Genomic DNA, 15,806 nt, shown 5'->3' with positions numbered 1-15,806 from the left:
GCCGTTCCAAGATTTATTTTCCCAATGCTTACCCCTTCTTGCTTTAACCCCAGGAACTACTTGTGAAATTTACCTTCATCATCGATCCGATCGCGCGGCTAGATCCAGGTCACGACACCAGCGTGGCATTAATGGAAGCTGCCCAAGTGTTAGGGCATGAGGTTTGGATTACTCAGGCAAACTCCCTTGGCGTCATTGATGGGAAAGCTTCCGCGTTGCTTCAACCTGTACAGCTTACGCCCGTCACTTTAGTAGATGGGCTGTGGGTCGCAGCAACGCCCTGGTTTGAAGTGGGTCAACCAGAACGGCGACTGTTAGAAGAGATGGATGCCGTTTTCATGCGAACCGATCCACCCGTTACGGTTCCCTATCTCTATGCGACTTATATTTTGGATTATGTTGATCCGGCAAAGACCCTGGTAATCAACGCGCCCCAAGGAATTCGCGCTGCAAACGAGAAAATGTATGCACTGCAATTTACTCAGGCAATTCCTGAAACCATCGTGAGTCAGGATAAGCAGGTGATTCGAGAATTTTTGGAACGTAAGGGAGCCGCCATTATCAAGCCTTTGGGCGGCAAGGCGGGAGAAGGAATTTTGTTTCTTGATCCCGGCGATCGCAACTTCAATTCCCTGGTCGAAATCAGCACTTTTCAAGCACAGGTGCCTGTTATGGTGCAAACCTATTTACCAGAAGCCAAATTGGGAGACAAGCGGATTATTTTGCTGAATGGTGAACCCATTGGTGCTGTTAACCGCGTTCCCACCGGAAAGGAGTTTCGCGGCAATATGGCAGTGGGCGGCAGAGTGGCCCAAACCGATATTAGCGATCGCGAACGAGATATTTGCGCTCAGCTTGCACCCACCCTGCGTCGTGACGGTCTGCTCTTTGTTGGGATTGATATTATTGGCGGCTACCTGACCGAAGTGAATGTGACTAGCCCGACAGGCATTCGAGAAATCGATCGCCTTGATAATATTCGCTTAGGACAGCAAGTGGTTGAGTGGATTGTCAAACGACCATAAACCAAAAACAGCTAAACTTCACCGTCTCTTTATAGCCTGCCTGAAGCTTTTGTTGGTTTGAATACATCGTAGATATACGTAGACTTCGACAATGAGTCTACATATTCTGCCTAATTAAAAACTTCATGCTCAATCCATTCAACTCATCTGTTGCCTTCGGTGTTTTTGCGATCTTAGGCATTACCTCAATGCAAGCGGAAGCGGCTCTTTTAGTTGGAAACAGTGCCAGCGATCGCATTATTCTGTTCGATGAAACCACAGGCACCTTTTTAGGAGACTTTACTAGTCCTGGAATGAATGGATTAGAAGATCCAGACGATCTGACCTTCGGACCGGATGGCAATCTATATGTCAGTGTGGGGGGCAACAGTGGCGGCAATTTATTTGATCCTCTTTATCCCACTAATTCCGCTGTGCTGCGGTTTAATCCTTATGGGCAATATTTGGGAGTAGCGGCGGCTGGCAATGGCTTAACTCGTCCTTATGGCAATGCCTTTGGACCCGATGGCAACCTTTATGTCAGTAGTTTTCGTAGCAATCAAATCCTTAAATTTGATGGGACAACAGGCAATTTTTTAAGTGTTTTTGCTTCCGATAACAATGGTGGCTTAGGGACTCTCGACGGGTTGAATGGTCCAAATGGTCTGCTATTTGCCCCCGATGGTAGCCTGTATGTCACCACGCAGGGCACGGTCAATAAACCCAATGGGGATCTAGGGTTTCTCTATGACAGTCAAGTTCTACGCTATAGCCCAGAACAGGTGTTGGGGTTAGCGCCGACCACCACGCCCACAGTCTTTATTGAACAACCGGCACTCTTGCCAGAATCACCAGGATTTATCAGCCTCTTAGGGTTGGCGATCGCGCCCGATGCTCAAAGCCTATATGTAAGCGATTTTGCGGGTGGCATCCGCCAGTATGACTTTGCGGGAACTCTGTTGAGTGTGCTGTCAACCAATTACACAGGCACCATCCCTAGCAAAAACTATGTTGGTAGCCTGACGTTTGGTGCTGATAGCAACGATCTGTATGCAATGGGGTTCGATACGCGCAATCAAAACATTGGCTCAATTCTGGCATTTGATCAAGCGCAGGGAAGCGCCTCTATTTTCTCAGGTGATCTGTTCACAGATGGCAGTTTGCTGCGTCCAATCGGCATCACAGCGGTTCCTGCTGCCGCGGTTCCCGAACCTGCAACCATTTTAGGTGCCTTGTTGGGCTTGGGCGGACTTCGCACCCTTAAACGCCAATTGAAGAAAGCCGATGCTAGCGATTTGTAACCTAACTTTTTTCTAAGCTAAAGCTGTCTCATTAATACTGTTTGGGTGGAACCTTCGACGGCATCACGGAATATTGGTCTCTCTAATCCATTCCGCCTAGAATTTCATACAGGGTAATCAGAGCAGAATTATCTAATTCGCCTTTACCCTGGGCGATCATCGCGTTCATCAATTCAGTGACTTGGGCAGCGCCAAGAAGGGGCAAATTTAGTTCTTTACCAGTTTGCAAGACGATGTTCATGTCTTTGCGGTGTAGACGCAGCTTAAAACCGGGTTGAAAGGTGCGATCTATCATTCGCTGTCCATGAACTTCTAATACGCGACTTTGGGCAAAGCCACCCAGCAAGGCGTTACGAACTTTTGCTGGATCAACTCCCGATTTTTTTGCCAGGGTTAAGGCTTCGGCAACTGCCTGCACGGTCATTGCTACCACAATTTGGTTGCAGGCTTTGGTCACCTGTCCAGCGCCAGCCTCACCTACATGGATGATATTCTTGCCCATAGTTTGCAGAATGGGAAGAGATCGCTGAAAGGCGGCCTCATCACCACCCACCATAATCGACAGTGTGCCCTGCTGTGCTCCAATATCTCCACCGGAAACGGGTGCATCCAATGCATTTATGCTTATAGTTTTCAGAGTGTCGTAAAGTTTGCGAGAGGTTGCTGGGGCGATCGTTGAGTGATCGATGTACAGCATTCCAGGGCGGGAACCTGACAAAATACCATTTTCACCTAACACAACACCCTCCACATCAGGCGAATCGGGCAGGCAGGTTAGCACTACGTCAGACTGCTGGGCAACCAGACTAGGAGAGTTTGCCAGTTGCGCCCCTAGGATCGCCATTTCATTCATTGCACCCCGACTACGGTTAAAGACGGTAACGGCATACCCCGCCTTAAGTAGATTTTTCGCCATGGGCTTTCCCATCAGTCCAAGTCCAATAAATCCGATGCGTTCCATGAAGGGAAAAAATGTAATAAGGACAGCCGATAGGGCGCAATGATAGCCCAATTTAAGCAAAAAAATAAACGGCAAAAAATAACCATCGCATTCATCTTCACCACAAGTTGGGAAGAACCAGTCATTCTCCGCGTATCCTGCCATGTTAGGATCTATGGAAATTCTAAAATTTGTGCAAGAGGTTATTTATTCATGCAAGTAGCGCTGCTCTTAGCAAAACTGCCCGAAGCCTACGCGATTTTCGATCCGTTAGTGGATATTCTACCGATTATCCCAGTCTTTTTCTTGTTGCTGGCGTTTGTCTGGCAAGCAGCTATCGGTTTTAGATAATTACGTTAATCATCAATTTTTTGAGAGCAGAAGACCAATCTGCTCTTTTTTATGGGCGATCGCCCTCAAGAGCACTGTCATTGATACAGATTCTTTTCAAATTCAATGACACACTCAATCAAATAAACTTTTTCCTGATAGCGTCATCATCATAGATGCGATCGTAAGCTGGATGGTTCGTCATACCATTTCGCGAACATTGCTGCCTAAAGAAGTAGCCATTAGTTCCAAATCCAGTTAGCTTGATTTCATGCTTGAACTTTTAGCAGTACTTTCTGCCTCAGCCGCCGCGGGGCTACGTCTTGCACTGCCTCTGTTGCTGATTGGCTTGCTTTACGGCGATAGCTTATGGTCTCAAGTGCCCATTCTTTCCAGAATGAATCCTTCGGTTGTTCTGGGCATCCTAGTTGGCTGGTCTTTACTTGAAATTTTCGCCTCCAAAAATCGCTCCAGTCAACGCTTTTTGCAAGCGATTCAAATTGTATTCAGTCCAATCGTCGGTGCCATTATTGGTGTAGCGATCGCACGCACGACCATAAAATCAGAATGGCTAGTCTGGTTATTGGGCATTACGGGCGGCTCTCTGGCACTGGTGCTACAGCTTGTTCAAACGGGTTGGATCTACCGATTCAAGCAGATTCCAGTTTGGGTCGTTTTTGCCCAAGATGCGCTTTGCATCACCTTAGTATTTTTTGCATTTGATGCTCCCAAACAAGGAGGGCTGATTGCCTTATTGCTCCTTTGGATTGCCATTCGTAGCTCTAAAGAATGGTACCGCTGGTACACCCAACAATCAACAGCAAAGCAATAAAGACCAAGGGGTTATAAGAAAGACCCCGATTAAAGGCATTTGAGGCTTAGCGCATTTACAGAATCTATTTTTTTAGTAAAGATGCTACGCGAATGGCACTTTTCTATCTCGCCGCCAATTTTTTAAAAGAAGAAAACTCTATAGCAGCCCGATCGCGTGCAAAAGGCCCCTTCCGGTAACCAGTTCAATAACTACGGCTACAATTCCTAACATTGCTAGCCGCCCGTTCCACACTTCCGCAGAAGTTGTTAAACCCATTTCCCAACGCTCTTGAGGATACAGCTTGACGTTCTCAATTTGCATCACGTCTGCCAATTTGAGGCTGGGTGCAGCGAGAGCATCAGTTACTAAAGTTGCCAAATCACTAATAAAAACAGGGTGAGTATCAAGCGCAGGTACTCGATGAAAGTTTTCAATCCCTGCCTCTTCTGCTAATTCTCGATATTCAATGTCAATCTCTTGCAATGTTTCAATATGCTCAGAGACAAAGCTAATCGGCACAACCACGATATCTTTCACGCCTTGGGTTGCTAGCTCTTTTAACGCATCGTCAGTGTAGGGGCGAAGCCACTCCACCGGACCCACGCGACTTTGATATGCCAAGGTATGAGGATTAGGTCGATTCAGCGTTTTCATAATTAGCTCACTGCAAGCTTCGATCTCACGCTGATAGGGGTCACCGACCTCCTCAACATAGCTCACAGGCACTCCATGGGCACTGAAAAAAACATGCACCTGATCAGGATTAGGAAACTGGTCTAGCTCGTGGGTAATTAGTTGCGCCATCGCTTGTAAATAGCCGGGACTGTCGTACCAAGATGGAATAACAGTGTGATCGATGGCTTGAAGTTCTGGATCACTTGCCAAAATTTGTTCTAGCAAACGAAAACTAGAGCCGCTGGTGCTAATAGAAAACTGAGGATACAGCGGTAAGATGACTAATTGTTCAACGCGATCGCGCTTAATTTGAGCAACAGCTTCTTCGGTAAATGGATGCCAGTAGCGCATTCCCACATAAACCTTGGCATCCTGCCCTTGCTGCTGAAGCTGCGCTTGAAGAGCTTGAGCTTGTTCATCAGTGATGCGACGAAGAGGAGAACCCCCGCCAATTTGTTTGTAGTTTGCTTGAGATTTTTTTTCTCGCGAGGTTGAAATGAGCCACGCCAGAGGTTTTTGCAACCAGGGGGAGGGCAGCCGAATAATTTCAGGGTCGGAAAATAAATTAAACAAAAATGGACGGACATCTTCTAGCCGATCGGGTCCACCCAAATTTAGCAATAAAACTCCAATTCGACCCATGATTGCCACGGTTTCCAATTTTTCATCCTCGTAACCGATTTTAACAGCAAGGTAGAAGAAAGTGAGTAAAAGATGGCATCTGTCCGAGGAGCCTGCTTAGGGAAATCCAGTGAACATTTCACGCGATTGATTTTACACACCTCTTAAGGAGTAGGAGCTTTCACCATTTGCCATCTAGCAAGACATGGAGCTTTACGTCTTACTCTTAATATAAGCGTGCGTTGCAAAAAAACCATTCTTCATTTTATCTTCGTGTTCCATTCCTTAAATTACTTGGGAGAAATGGGTTTGAAACGTATTCGCGATCGCACTATGTCCTAAAGAGATGCAGAAACGCAAAGGAGAATCCAAATGTCGCAGGCTAAACACGGTGATACTGTAAAAGTCCATTACACCGGAAAATTGGACGATGGCACGATATTCGATTCGTCTCTTGAGCGCGAACCTTTGGAATTTATTATTGGGGCTGGCGGAATTATTCCTGGGTTTGAGCAAGCGCTAATTGGCATGACTCCCGGCGACTCTAAAACTGAACTAATTCCTACGGATAGCGCGTATGGGGCTTATTTAGAAGAAATGGTATTAGTCATCGATCGACAGCAAATGCCTTTAGATGTGGAACCAGAAATTGGACAACAGCTTCAGCTTCAGCATCAAACTGGTGAACTCATTACAGTCATCGTCACTGATATATCCCCTTCTACCATCACGCTAGATGCAAACCATCCCCTAGCTGGAGAAGATCTAACCTTTGATATTCAACTCGTCGAAATTGCCGCTTAAACTCTTGAGAGAAAAACTTCCCGATTTCGCCAAAAATCCGCGTAGATAAAAATGACGAGAGCAGCTTTAACACCACTCTCGTCATTTTCATGTATTTGCCAGACACCAGACCTAAGGAAAACCCCAAATTTGGAATACTGTTATCAGGGCGAACGATGGGACTTGAACCCACGAATGGCGATACCACAAACCGCTGCCTTAACCACTTGGCTACGCTCGCCATGCACGTTTCTTACTATAACAGTTTTGCTTGAAATTAGTCTATACGAAAAAATCCCTCGTATAATTGCTGAGAAATCTTTGAAGATTGGTCTAGATGGAAGAATGCTCCGTATGATCGCTGAAAAATGTATTTGACAAGTGAGCCACTTTGAAAAGTTCGTGATTAAATTCTTTTCAAGAGCAGCACTGCACAAATTGGAAGAGTGGTGAATTAGGAGAAAGACAGATGGCATTAAGTTGGCAGCACCACCGATTTCCACTTGGAAGAATGAGTTTTTTGGCGGCATTCGGAGCCGCTTCATTCACTTGTATAGGAGCCGTCATGGCAGCAACCAATCCAACTCCTGGGGCATATAGTCGCTACGCTACACATCAGTTGACTCACTATGCCGAATCTAATATTTGTGCTGAAGCGCCAGCCGCATTCGGCTTAAAAGAAGAATGTCGATCGCTGCTCAAGTCAAACCGAGCTGAGATTCAAGATTTTATTATGAGCAACACTGATCGCCGTAACTTTTTCTTTTTCAGCGTGTATACCACTGATCTTGCGATCGCTTCGTTTTTACCCACTTATCAGTTGCAAACCATTGGGCTGTTTCAGGGATTTTATGTGTTTAACGGTGAGGCAGTAGAAATTTAGCAGCCCAAAATTTCAGCAATGCATGAACCTTTTTCAAATTACAACTGTCTTACAAAATACATTCATCGATTGAGTGACGTTACTAATCCTTTAGACAGTTTCTACTACTGAGCTATGAACATTAAACACATCTTGCTACTCCCAGGCGTATTAGCGTTGACTCTTGCCGCTGTGCCTTTCATGCCCGCGTCTGCTCAAGGCCAAACCGCTCCCAATCAGGCTAATCCCCCTAAATGGGGCATGAATCGTTTAAACCTGACGGACAGTCAAAAGACTCAAATGCAGCAAATTCGTCAGAACACAAAGTCTGAAATTAATGCATATCTCCAATCTCAAGGAATTACCGTTCCTCAAGGACAAAATCCTCGTGAGGCAATGCGATCGCTCAATCTAAGCGAAGCCCAGAAGGCTCAGCTTAAGGCAATCTACCAAAAGGGTAAACAGCAAGTTCAAGCGATTCTAACCACTGAGCAAAAAGCCATGATGCAAGAACGTCGTGGAAAAATGAAGGATCGTGGGCAGCAACGCCGCCAACCCGGACAAGCACCTGTTCAATCTGGAATTTAGCCGATCAGCAAGGAATAAGGGATAGTGGTAAAAGTTGTTGGGTTAGTTCTTGGTAATCAGGTTTGTCCTATTCCTGACACCTTGCACCCGACTCCTGATCCCTAACTTCCTCCTTGCATGACAACTGTTCCCGAAGTGATCAGACACAGCGAATTAATTAATCAGTTGGTGCTAAACCGCACCACACTTGAGGAATTTGGGCGGGTAGAGATACTGTGGATGTATCCTCCCGCCCATCGCGTGTTGGGGTTTATTTGCAAATCGGGTTTTTTGGGCAATCAAAAATCAGCGTTTAAGCTATCTCAGATTGAGGCGATCGGAGTTAACGGCATTTTGACCCGTTCTCAGCCAGATGCAACCGATGCCGAGCGGGTTCGCCAGCTTGAGTCACTGATTCACTCGGAGGTATGGAGCAACGGTGGTGAAAAGGTTGGCAAGATTATTGATTGTGTGTTTAATCTGCGAAGTGGAGCAATTTCAGACTATCTCGTGGTGGGCGATCGCCTAAGTAAACTAGCGGGCACTATTTACCGTCTGCCCATCAACCGCATCAGCAGTTTGGGACACAAACGGGTTCTGGTCAGCGATCGCACCATTCAATCTTTCCCCCTATATCGCGAAGGCATTCAACAAAAAATTTCAAAAGCCAGCAACGCTGTTAAAGATGATTATACCCAAGTCACTCAAGAGTTAAGATCTATCGCCCAACGTGCCCAAGACACTCGACTGCAAACCACTTCTCAGTTAAGAAATTTTGCAGAGCAGGCAAAAGATCGGGCGCAATTATTGGCAGAGCAGGCAAAAGAAAGAGCGCAGGAACTCAACGAACAGATCCGAGAAGGAGCAGAAACGTTTGTTGAACAGGCAAAAGAAACTACTGAAACCTTAGTGGAACGACTTCAGGAACAAGCCGAGAGTTTAGGTGGTGATAGCACTTCACGCGACGCAACCGTTCGCCCAGGCACAAACCGATCTTCAGACAATGCAGAGTTTGAAGTAGACAGTTGGTTTGAAGATGAGTTTGAAGACAAAGAAGATAAATTTGAGAAAGCCAATCCCGATGATTTAATCATTGACGAAATCGAAGAGATTTTTGAAGAGATTGAGGACATTTTTGGGGTGTCAACCAGTCCCGTTGCCAAGGTGCCCGTTGCAGATGTTGCCCCACCGAACCCAGACGCTTCGTGGATTGAAGATTTGCCCTGGAGCGCCGAGAAAGTTGAGTTTTGGGATGGGAAAAAGCTAGATCAGTGGGATGTGCACGAGGATGACGATCCCTGGGATATTACTGAACTACCGCCGCCCACTAATTTAATTATTCCTTTACTTGACGTTTCGGAATTCCCGGATCTCGAAACCGGAGAGTTAGAAACCGAAGAGTTAGAAACTGAGGAATTGGAAATTGAGGAGTTAGCTGAGGAGGTAGAAATTCAGAATTTGGAGAGATCGCCCACTGAGAGCTCTAATCCAAAATCATCAGACTCCGATCCGCTCGAAACCATCCATACTGCCGTTGTTGAAGTGGTAGACGAGGAAGAAGAGCGATCGCTTTCTTTACCTGCTGAACCTGAACCCAAGCAAACTATTGTGGTGGAAGTTGTGAGAGATAAAGACGATGAACCCTGGATTTGAAAATCCTTATATCTATGCACTTCTCTGTATTTCTTATCACATCAACATTTCTTGTCACATCAACGGTAAATTAGTAACGCGGTGCATCGTACAGTGATCTTGTGGTGACCAATCAATCGTCTTTAGCAGAATCGCAAAACAACTCGAACAGGGGTGATCGGGTGCGGGAGTTCAAATGGTCATGGAAGGGGCAGCCCATGACTATTGCCTATGAAGTTTTGGGAGAAGGCAACCCGGTTTTGTTGTTGCCTGCCTTAAGTACAATTTCAAGTCGGGCTGAAATGCACGGTTTAGCCGAGCAACTCTCCGAGAAATTTCAAGTGTTTGTAGTCGATTGGGTGGGTTTTGGGGAGTCTTCTCACCCGCTAATTGACTATCGTCCTGCGTTGTATCATGCGTTCTTACGAGACTTTGTAAGATCGATGTTTTCCCAGCCCGTGGTGGCGATCGCGGCAGGTCATTCCGCAGGCTTCATCATGCAACTTGCCCACCAAGATCCCTGTCCTTGGTCTTACGTTATCCTGACCGCTCCCACTTGGCGAGGTCCTTTCCCTACCATGGGCAACCATCGCTGGTTCTATAAGCGCGTGCAGCAGTTGATTGGGTTGCCAATTATTGGGCAGTTTCTCTATTTGCTCAATACTCTTCCCTGGTTTCTCCGCTGGATGATGAGCCGACATGTATATGGCGATTCAAAAAACATCACTCGTAGCCTAGTCACTGCAAAATGGCGAACCACCCAGCAGCGGAACGCCCGATTTGCCTCAGCCGCCTTTGTTACCGGCGCACTTGATCCGATTCGCACGCGTCAGGAGTTTATCGACTATTTTCAACCGTTGCCCGTCCCTGTGTTAATGGTGATTGGAGAACAAACCCCGCCGAAATCTCGCGAAGAAATGGAGTTTGTGGTTCACTTTTCTGGAGTGCAAGTTTACCGGATGCCGGGTTCTCTGGGATTACACGAGGAATATTCCCGTACCCTGATGAGCGGCATTTTGCCCTTTTTAACTAAAGTCCTCTCATGATGTCACCTGCATGAAACCTTCTTTTGCTGTTCTATTTGCATCGATCGCCGCTGTTGGCTGGGTCACCACTGTTCTAGCTGCTAACCCTGAGCAAGTGCAGCAGTTGATCAACACTCGCCAGTGCGAAGGCTGCATTCTGACGGGCGCGTCGCTCTATAGCTACAATCTATCGGGCGCTAATCTACAAGGGGCTGATCTAACATCAGCGGCACTGCAAGGCTCAAACCTAAATTATGCTGTGCTAACTAATGGCAAGCTGGAAAAAGCAAATTTAGCACTGGTTAAACTACGGGAAGCTGACTTAAGCGGAGCGAATCTGGCTGGAGCCAGCTTGCTAGGAGCCGATTTGGCAGGCGCAAATTTAACAGGCGCAAATCTACAAGGAGCTGTACTGGAAGGCGCAGACCTACGTAGAGCCGATCTAAGTGGAGCCAACTTGCAAAAAGCAAATCTATTAAAAGCACGCATGGCTGGAGTCAAACTGGAAGGTGCAATTTTGAAGGGCGCACGGATGCCCGATGGGAGAGAGGCAAGGTAATCCGTAGTGGGTGAACTAATGAGATTGTGGACTCAAAATATCTTCTACGGAGAGGCTACGCTTTGACAACGCCAATCCGAAAGACTGACAAAACTCAAGCTGTTACTATTTGCTCTTGCGATTGATGTAGGGGAATTTCAATCATAAATTCTGTACCTTTACCCGGAGCAGAGATGCATTTTAGTTGCCCACCATGCTTTTCCGTCACAATATCGTAGCTGATGGATAAGCCTAACCCCGTTCCTTTGCCAACCGGCTTGGTGGTAAAGAAGGGATCGAATAGTCGCCGCTGCACGGTTTCTGGAATGCCACAGCCATTGTCAGCAATGCGGATGACAATTTGTTTAGACGGAGAGAGTTCGGTATGAATGCGAATGGTGGGCAGCGCTGGAGCGTGAAGAGTTTTGACCTCCGTTGAGCGAACCGAACCCAGTTTTGAGTTTTGAGTTGCCATATCTGCTTTAGAACTCAATATTGAGAACTGAGGACTTTCTTCTAAGGCATCGATCGCGTTGCTGAGCAAATTCATAAACACCTGATTGAGTTGTCCGGCATAGCATTCCACCAGGGGTAACTTGCCGTAGTCTTTAATGATTTGAATGTCTGGGCGATCGCCTTTTGCCTTCAGCCGACTTTGCAAAATCATTAAGGTGCCTTCAATGCCATCATGAATATTCACTTCCTTCACAGCCGATTCATCCGTGCGAGAAAAATTGCGTAGAGACACGACAATTTGCCGAATGCGATCAGCTCCTACTTTCATGGAACTCAACATCCGAGGCAGATCTTCCAGGATGAAGGATAGATCAATTGCTTCTGATTGAGCGATAATCCTTTCCCCAGGATCAGGAAATTTTTGCTGATATAGCTTCATTAAACTCAGCAAATCTTGGGTATATTGATCGGCGTGACTTAGGTTGCCAGAGATAAAGTTGACGGGGTTGTTGATTTCATGAGCGACCCCTGCCACGAGTTGTCCCAAGCTAGACATCTTCTCGCTTTGTATTAGTTTGGATTGGGTTTGCTGCACATAGCGTAAAGCCTCTTCTAACTGTTGGGTTTGCTGCCGCAGTTGTCCTTCCGATTGCCGCAGCGATGCTTCTGCCAGGGTGCGTTCGGTAATGTCGCGTAAAATCACCACGTATTCTTGCCGGTCTGCCTGAGCACGATCTGAAATTGATACCTCTAAAGTCTGAGGCAGGCCTAGGTGAGAGAGCCGCAGCTCGCTTCTGGCTCCCCACTGCGCTGGTTCACTGGTTAATTCAGTCAATTGATCGCTCAGAGGATGTCCGATTAGGGTGGCGGAATTGAGCCCAAATAGGGCGATCGCAGCTGGATTTGCCTGTCGAACGACTCCCGCTTCATCCACCACCACGATGCCATCTTGAGCAATGGTAAACAGATATTCAGCAGACTCGCGGGCTTCTGCCATTGCCACCACTTGGGGCAAACTCGTCCAGCAGGCGATCGCTACGCCCACAAACGCCACCAGCAGCAACAGCACCACAATCAAATGGCTGCCGCGCTCTTGCTGAGTCATATCCAACAGTGCGCGGAACTGCCAACCCGCCAACATGGCAGCACACAGCAAAACAATCAACATCGTCACCTGCACCACAACCGAATCACGGGCAATGGTCATGGGTGGTCGCTTATACTGCTGAATCCACCACTCTGGCTGACAAATGCCGACGGGCGCGCGTCGAATTCCCCCATCGATCGCCAAAATGATTAAGGGAACCGCCAGCCCTATCACAAACGCCTGCCAACCCCAGGCAATGCCGCCAACTAGCAGCACTACTACTTCTAGCCCAAAGATGGCGATCGCCACCCAGGGCAACAAAACCTCCGGTTTATGCCGCTGCAACCATAGCCCCAAATGCACCGCCATAATCGAGACAAACCAGCCCACATTTCCCACGACTACCGTTTCTGCCACATTGCCACGAAGTAAACAGAACAAACTTAGCCCCAGAGTTAAAGTCAAGGCTGGACCCAACACTCCCCGCTTAGAGACCACCGCAAACACAGGCGCAAGGTGTTCATCCAGGGCAAGCTGATGCAACATTCGGGGACAGTTTGATACGACCGTCGCACAGCACAGCAAACAATCCGCTGCCAGCAAAAAGGTGATAATCAACGCTGCCCAGTTGCCCCAAAAAGGCTGAGCCGCCGCCAAAAGGCTAAGAAAGTGGTTCTCCTGAAACGCACCTGTAGAAAGGCGCAAAAGTACCCAAGAGCCACCCAGGTAAATACAGGGCATTAACCAGGCAGCAATGCCCAAAAAGCGCAGCGACCCTTTAGGGTTGCGACTGTCGGCAACAAATGCCGAAGCCGATTCACAGGCATAGGAGGCATAGCTCACAAATAAGAACCATTTTGCCCACTCTAAGAAACTTGGTGGCCCTACACTTTGCAGCCCTATCCAATCGCTCGGGAAAAAGCCTGGACTTGCTGGAGAAAGCGCCAGCCAACCCAGCCCTTGAAGGCAAAATGCTAGCAACAATCCGATCGCAGGAACCACAAAAAACAAATGCAGAATGCTGAGGGCGCGAGTGCCGCTGAATGCCACCACAAATGGCAAGAGTGTAGATCCAACCTTGAGCAACCCTTCAGGACAAGCAATCCCTAAGCTATTTAAATTGACGCTAATCAAATCTGTGAGGACGATCGCATTAATGGGCAGTACCGATACCCAGCTAAAGAAGTAGCCGATCGCAGCATAGCGGGCCAGCCAAGGATAACCGTGCAATAGACGTGTGGCATAGTTGGGGGTACCGCCTGCCACATCCATAAAGTGAGTTCCTAACCGTTTAACCTGGTAGTTCAACAGCATGCCAAATAACGTTGCCGGAATCCAAACATAAATAGCTTGAAAGCCCAACGCTTCATGCACCGATGGCGCTACATTAATCCAGATAATGTGCCCAGTTAACCCAAAGCCCCATGTTTCAGCAGCGCTGAGGCTTCTAGTCAAACGGGTAAAAGAAGACTGACGCAAAGCAGTGCTATCAAGGGAGGTCATAGTTAAACCAGTTTGTTACAGAAATAATTATGCAAACCCTATCCAGCTTACAAACTGCTAGATAAGACACAAAAAGTTCAAAGTAAGACGCACCATGTTGATAAATGCTTTGTGTGGAAGGCAAGATGCCCCTGCATTGCAACCTGCGATCGCAAACGCCCACCAATCTAACATTTTCCTAATCTAAGGGAATTTAGATTTTCTGGTAAGCCGCGATCGTTGAAGTCTCGATAAAGATTGTCTGAAATTGCTTAAAACGCGATCGCTACCCTTGCCCAGTCACCGACAGCCCGTCAACGATAAGCGAGGGCGTATAGCAAGACCCATTCCAATCACCATCGCCCCCCAGCTCAACCAACTGCTTAAGCGCCGTGTAAACGTTGCCTGAAACCATCGTGTCTTTAACGCGCCCTAAAATTCTGCCATTTTTAACCCGATACCCCAAATCCACGTTAATGGAAAACTCACCTGAAATACCGGCTCCGCCACCCAGCATTTGATCCACAATGATGCCGTCATCCAAACTCGCGATCAGCTGGTCTAAAGATTTTGCAACAGGCGATCGCTTAGCTCCCGCTTCCACAATCAGATTAAATAAGCCGGGTGTGGGATAGCTGCCCAAACCAGGACGAAAGCCGTTGCCTGTAGTGCCGCTGCCAAGGGCGCGTCCGGTCGTGCGATCGACGTAGAACAGCTTTAACACCCCGCTGTCAATAAAGGTAATCGGTCGCGTTGGCGTGCCCTCATCATCAAATGGGCAGCTAAAGGGACCGCGATTAGGATGTTGGGAAAGCGTCAACGCTTCAGAGGTGACGATCTCGTTGAGGCGATTACTCCAAGGCGATGCTTCTTCAATCACATGCTTACCGTTTAACGCTTCCTGCACCGTGCCCCACAGCATATCGGCGGCTTTGGAGGTAAACAAGATCGGAATTCTTCCGCTGACAGTTTGAATGTTGTCGGTTGCCCAACGCAATCGCTGTAGGATTTGTTCAACCAGAGCCTCAGGCTCTAGGCGATCGCGCTGGATTTGCCCATCATAAATGCTTAAGAAATCATCCCCACGGACCCATTCAGCCGACAGTGAAGCACTCAGCGTCGTATCGGTATAGCCACAGTCCAAGCCTTTGGATGTGATCAATCGCGTAGTCTCGGCATCACATTCCCATTCCGCTTCACACAGCACATCAGGATAGGCATCACGCACTAGGGCGATCGCCTGTTTGCCCCAATCTACCAATTGCTCCACAGACACCGCTTCTCCCATGTCAGGATAATGCACCTGGGAAGCCTCTGCCAGTTCAATAGTTTCTGGCTCATTCAACTCACTCAATGCCAACGCCCGTGTAACCAAATCTTGAGGTTCTACAGGACCATAGGCAACTGCCAAACCTGGGCACCCCTGCCGCCATAGCCGCAGTGCCACCCCTTCTGCCTGAGCGCTTTCTAGCTGCTTTAACCGATTTGCTTCAAAAAAAACAGGACGAGACAAAGACTGCGATTGAAAGACTTCCACAGCCTCAGCACCCGACTTCATCGCTAGCTCAAGCAGTTGCTCTGCTAGCGTTTGGTTTTGCAAATCCTGCGAATCCATAATTATTTAATCGATGGCAATGGCAATGAGTCCTCATGAGGCTTAGAGAAGGTCAACAGCCAACCGACTAAGCC

14 protein-coding genes and 1 tRNA gene are annotated in these 15,806 nt (G+C 47.6%); 10 read left to right on the top strand and 5 right to left on the bottom strand.

Annotated features, from left to right (window positions below; genetic code table 11):
* Nucleotides 1–62: 62 nt before the first annotated feature.
* A complete protein-coding gene (gshB, locus tag JOY44_RS14295) occupies nucleotides 63–1,025 on the top strand; it encodes a glutathione synthase (protein WP_171574346.1) in 963 nt (320 codons plus the stop codon).
* Between the two features lie 125 nt (nucleotides 1,026–1,150).
* Nucleotides 1,151–2,305 (top strand): PEP-CTERM sorting domain-containing protein, encoded by a 1,155-nt coding sequence (locus JOY44_RS14290; RefSeq protein WP_171574345.1) that lies wholly within the window; start codon nucleotides 1,151–1,153, stop codon nucleotides 2,303–2,305.
* Nucleotides 2,306–2,387: 82 nt separating this feature from the next.
* Here the strand turns inward: JOY44_RS14290 and JOY44_RS14285 are convergent, their stop codons facing one another.
* Complete coding sequence (locus tag JOY44_RS14285) at nucleotides 2,388–3,410, bottom strand: 2-hydroxy-3-oxopropionate reductase (RefSeq protein WP_197985378.1); 1,023 nt, start codon at nucleotides 3,408–3,410, stop codon at nucleotides 2,388–2,390.
* Nucleotides 3,411–3,458: 48 nt separating this feature from the next.
* Between JOY44_RS14285 and JOY44_RS14280 the strand changes: the two genes are divergently transcribed.
* Nucleotides 3,459–3,596 carry a photosystem II reaction center protein K gene (locus JOY44_RS14280; protein ID WP_171574344.1) on the top strand — a complete coding sequence of 46 codons (138 nt, stop codon included), beginning with the start codon at nucleotides 3,459–3,461 and terminating at the stop codon, nucleotides 3,594–3,596.
* Nucleotides 3,597–3,846: 250 nt separating this feature from the next.
* Nucleotides 3,847–4,407, top strand: a complete 561-nt coding sequence (locus tag JOY44_RS14275; protein ID WP_171574343.1) for a DUF4126 domain-containing protein — start codon at nucleotides 3,847–3,849, stop codon at nucleotides 4,405–4,407.
* A gap of 138 nt (nucleotides 4,408–4,545) precedes the next feature.
* Here the strand turns inward: JOY44_RS14275 and hemH are convergent, their stop codons facing one another.
* Nucleotides 4,546–5,706, bottom strand: coding sequence for a ferrochelatase (gene hemH, locus JOY44_RS14270; RefSeq protein WP_171576002.1), 1,161 nt, complete (start codon nucleotides 5,704–5,706; stop codon nucleotides 4,546–4,548).
* A gap of 351 nt (nucleotides 5,707–6,057) precedes the next feature.
* On the opposite strand from hemH, the gene JOY44_RS14265 reads away from it, so the two are divergent.
* On the top strand, nucleotides 6,058–6,489 hold the full coding sequence (locus tag JOY44_RS14265; RefSeq protein WP_171574342.1) for an FKBP-type peptidyl-prolyl cis-trans isomerase: 432 nt from the start codon (nucleotides 6,058–6,060) through the stop codon (nucleotides 6,487–6,489).
* 147 nt (nucleotides 6,490–6,636) lie between these two features.
* On the opposite strand, the gene JOY44_RS14260 is transcribed toward JOY44_RS14265, so the two are convergent.
* A tRNA-His gene (locus JOY44_RS14260) sits at nucleotides 6,637–6,709 on the bottom strand.
* 228 nt (nucleotides 6,710–6,937) lie between these two features.
* Here JOY44_RS14260 and JOY44_RS14255 point away from each other — a divergent pair.
* The 5 genes from JOY44_RS14255 (at nucleotide 6,938) to JOY44_RS14235 (ending at nucleotide 11,113) form a co-directional block, all read left to right on the top strand.
* Complete coding sequence (locus tag JOY44_RS14255; RefSeq protein WP_171574341.1) at nucleotides 6,938–7,351, top strand: DUF4359 domain-containing protein; 414 nt, start codon at nucleotides 6,938–6,940, stop codon at nucleotides 7,349–7,351.
* Between the two features lie 114 nt (nucleotides 7,352–7,465).
* Nucleotides 7,466–7,918, top strand: a complete 453-nt coding sequence (locus JOY44_RS14250; protein WP_171574340.1) for a Spy/CpxP family protein refolding chaperone — start codon at nucleotides 7,466–7,468, stop codon at nucleotides 7,916–7,918.
* Nucleotides 7,919–8,035: 117 nt separating this feature from the next.
* On the top strand, nucleotides 8,036–9,550 hold the full coding sequence (locus JOY44_RS14245; RefSeq protein WP_171574339.1) for a hypothetical protein: 1,515 nt from the start codon (nucleotides 8,036–8,038) through the stop codon (nucleotides 9,548–9,550).
* Between the two features lie 197 nt (nucleotides 9,551–9,747).
* Nucleotides 9,748–10,575, top strand: coding sequence for an alpha/beta hydrolase (locus JOY44_RS14240; protein ID WP_171576001.1), 828 nt, complete (start codon nucleotides 9,748–9,750; stop codon nucleotides 10,573–10,575).
* Between the two features lie 10 nt (nucleotides 10,576–10,585).
* The gene (locus JOY44_RS14235; RefSeq protein WP_171574338.1) at nucleotides 10,586–11,113 is read left to right on the top strand and encodes a pentapeptide repeat-containing protein; all 528 of its coding nucleotides are present in this window, start codon (nucleotides 10,586–10,588) and stop codon (nucleotides 11,111–11,113) included.
* A gap of 94 nt (nucleotides 11,114–11,207) precedes the next feature.
* On the opposite strand, the gene JOY44_RS14230 is transcribed toward JOY44_RS14235, so the two are convergent.
* Together JOY44_RS14230 and JOY44_RS14225 are read right to left on the bottom strand one after the other, a co-directional pair.
* Entirely contained in the window at nucleotides 11,208–14,138 is a 2,931-nt protein-coding gene (locus JOY44_RS14230) for an ATP-binding protein (RefSeq protein ID WP_171574337.1), read from the bottom strand.
* A 265-nt stretch (nucleotides 14,139–14,403) separates the two neighbouring features.
* Entirely contained in the window at nucleotides 14,404–15,732 is a 1,329-nt protein-coding gene (locus tag JOY44_RS14225) for a TldD/PmbA family protein (RefSeq protein ID WP_171574336.1), read from the bottom strand.
* Nucleotides 15,733–15,806: the final 74 nt, after the last annotated feature.

The organism is Leptolyngbya sp. Cla-17, assembly GCF_016807185.1.
Classification (GTDB): Bacteria; Cyanobacteriota; Cyanobacteriia; order Leptolyngbyales; family Leptolyngbyaceae; genus ULC077BIN1.
Note: the sequence above shows the minus strand (reverse complement) of the source record. Positions and strands in the feature narration are given on the sequence as shown.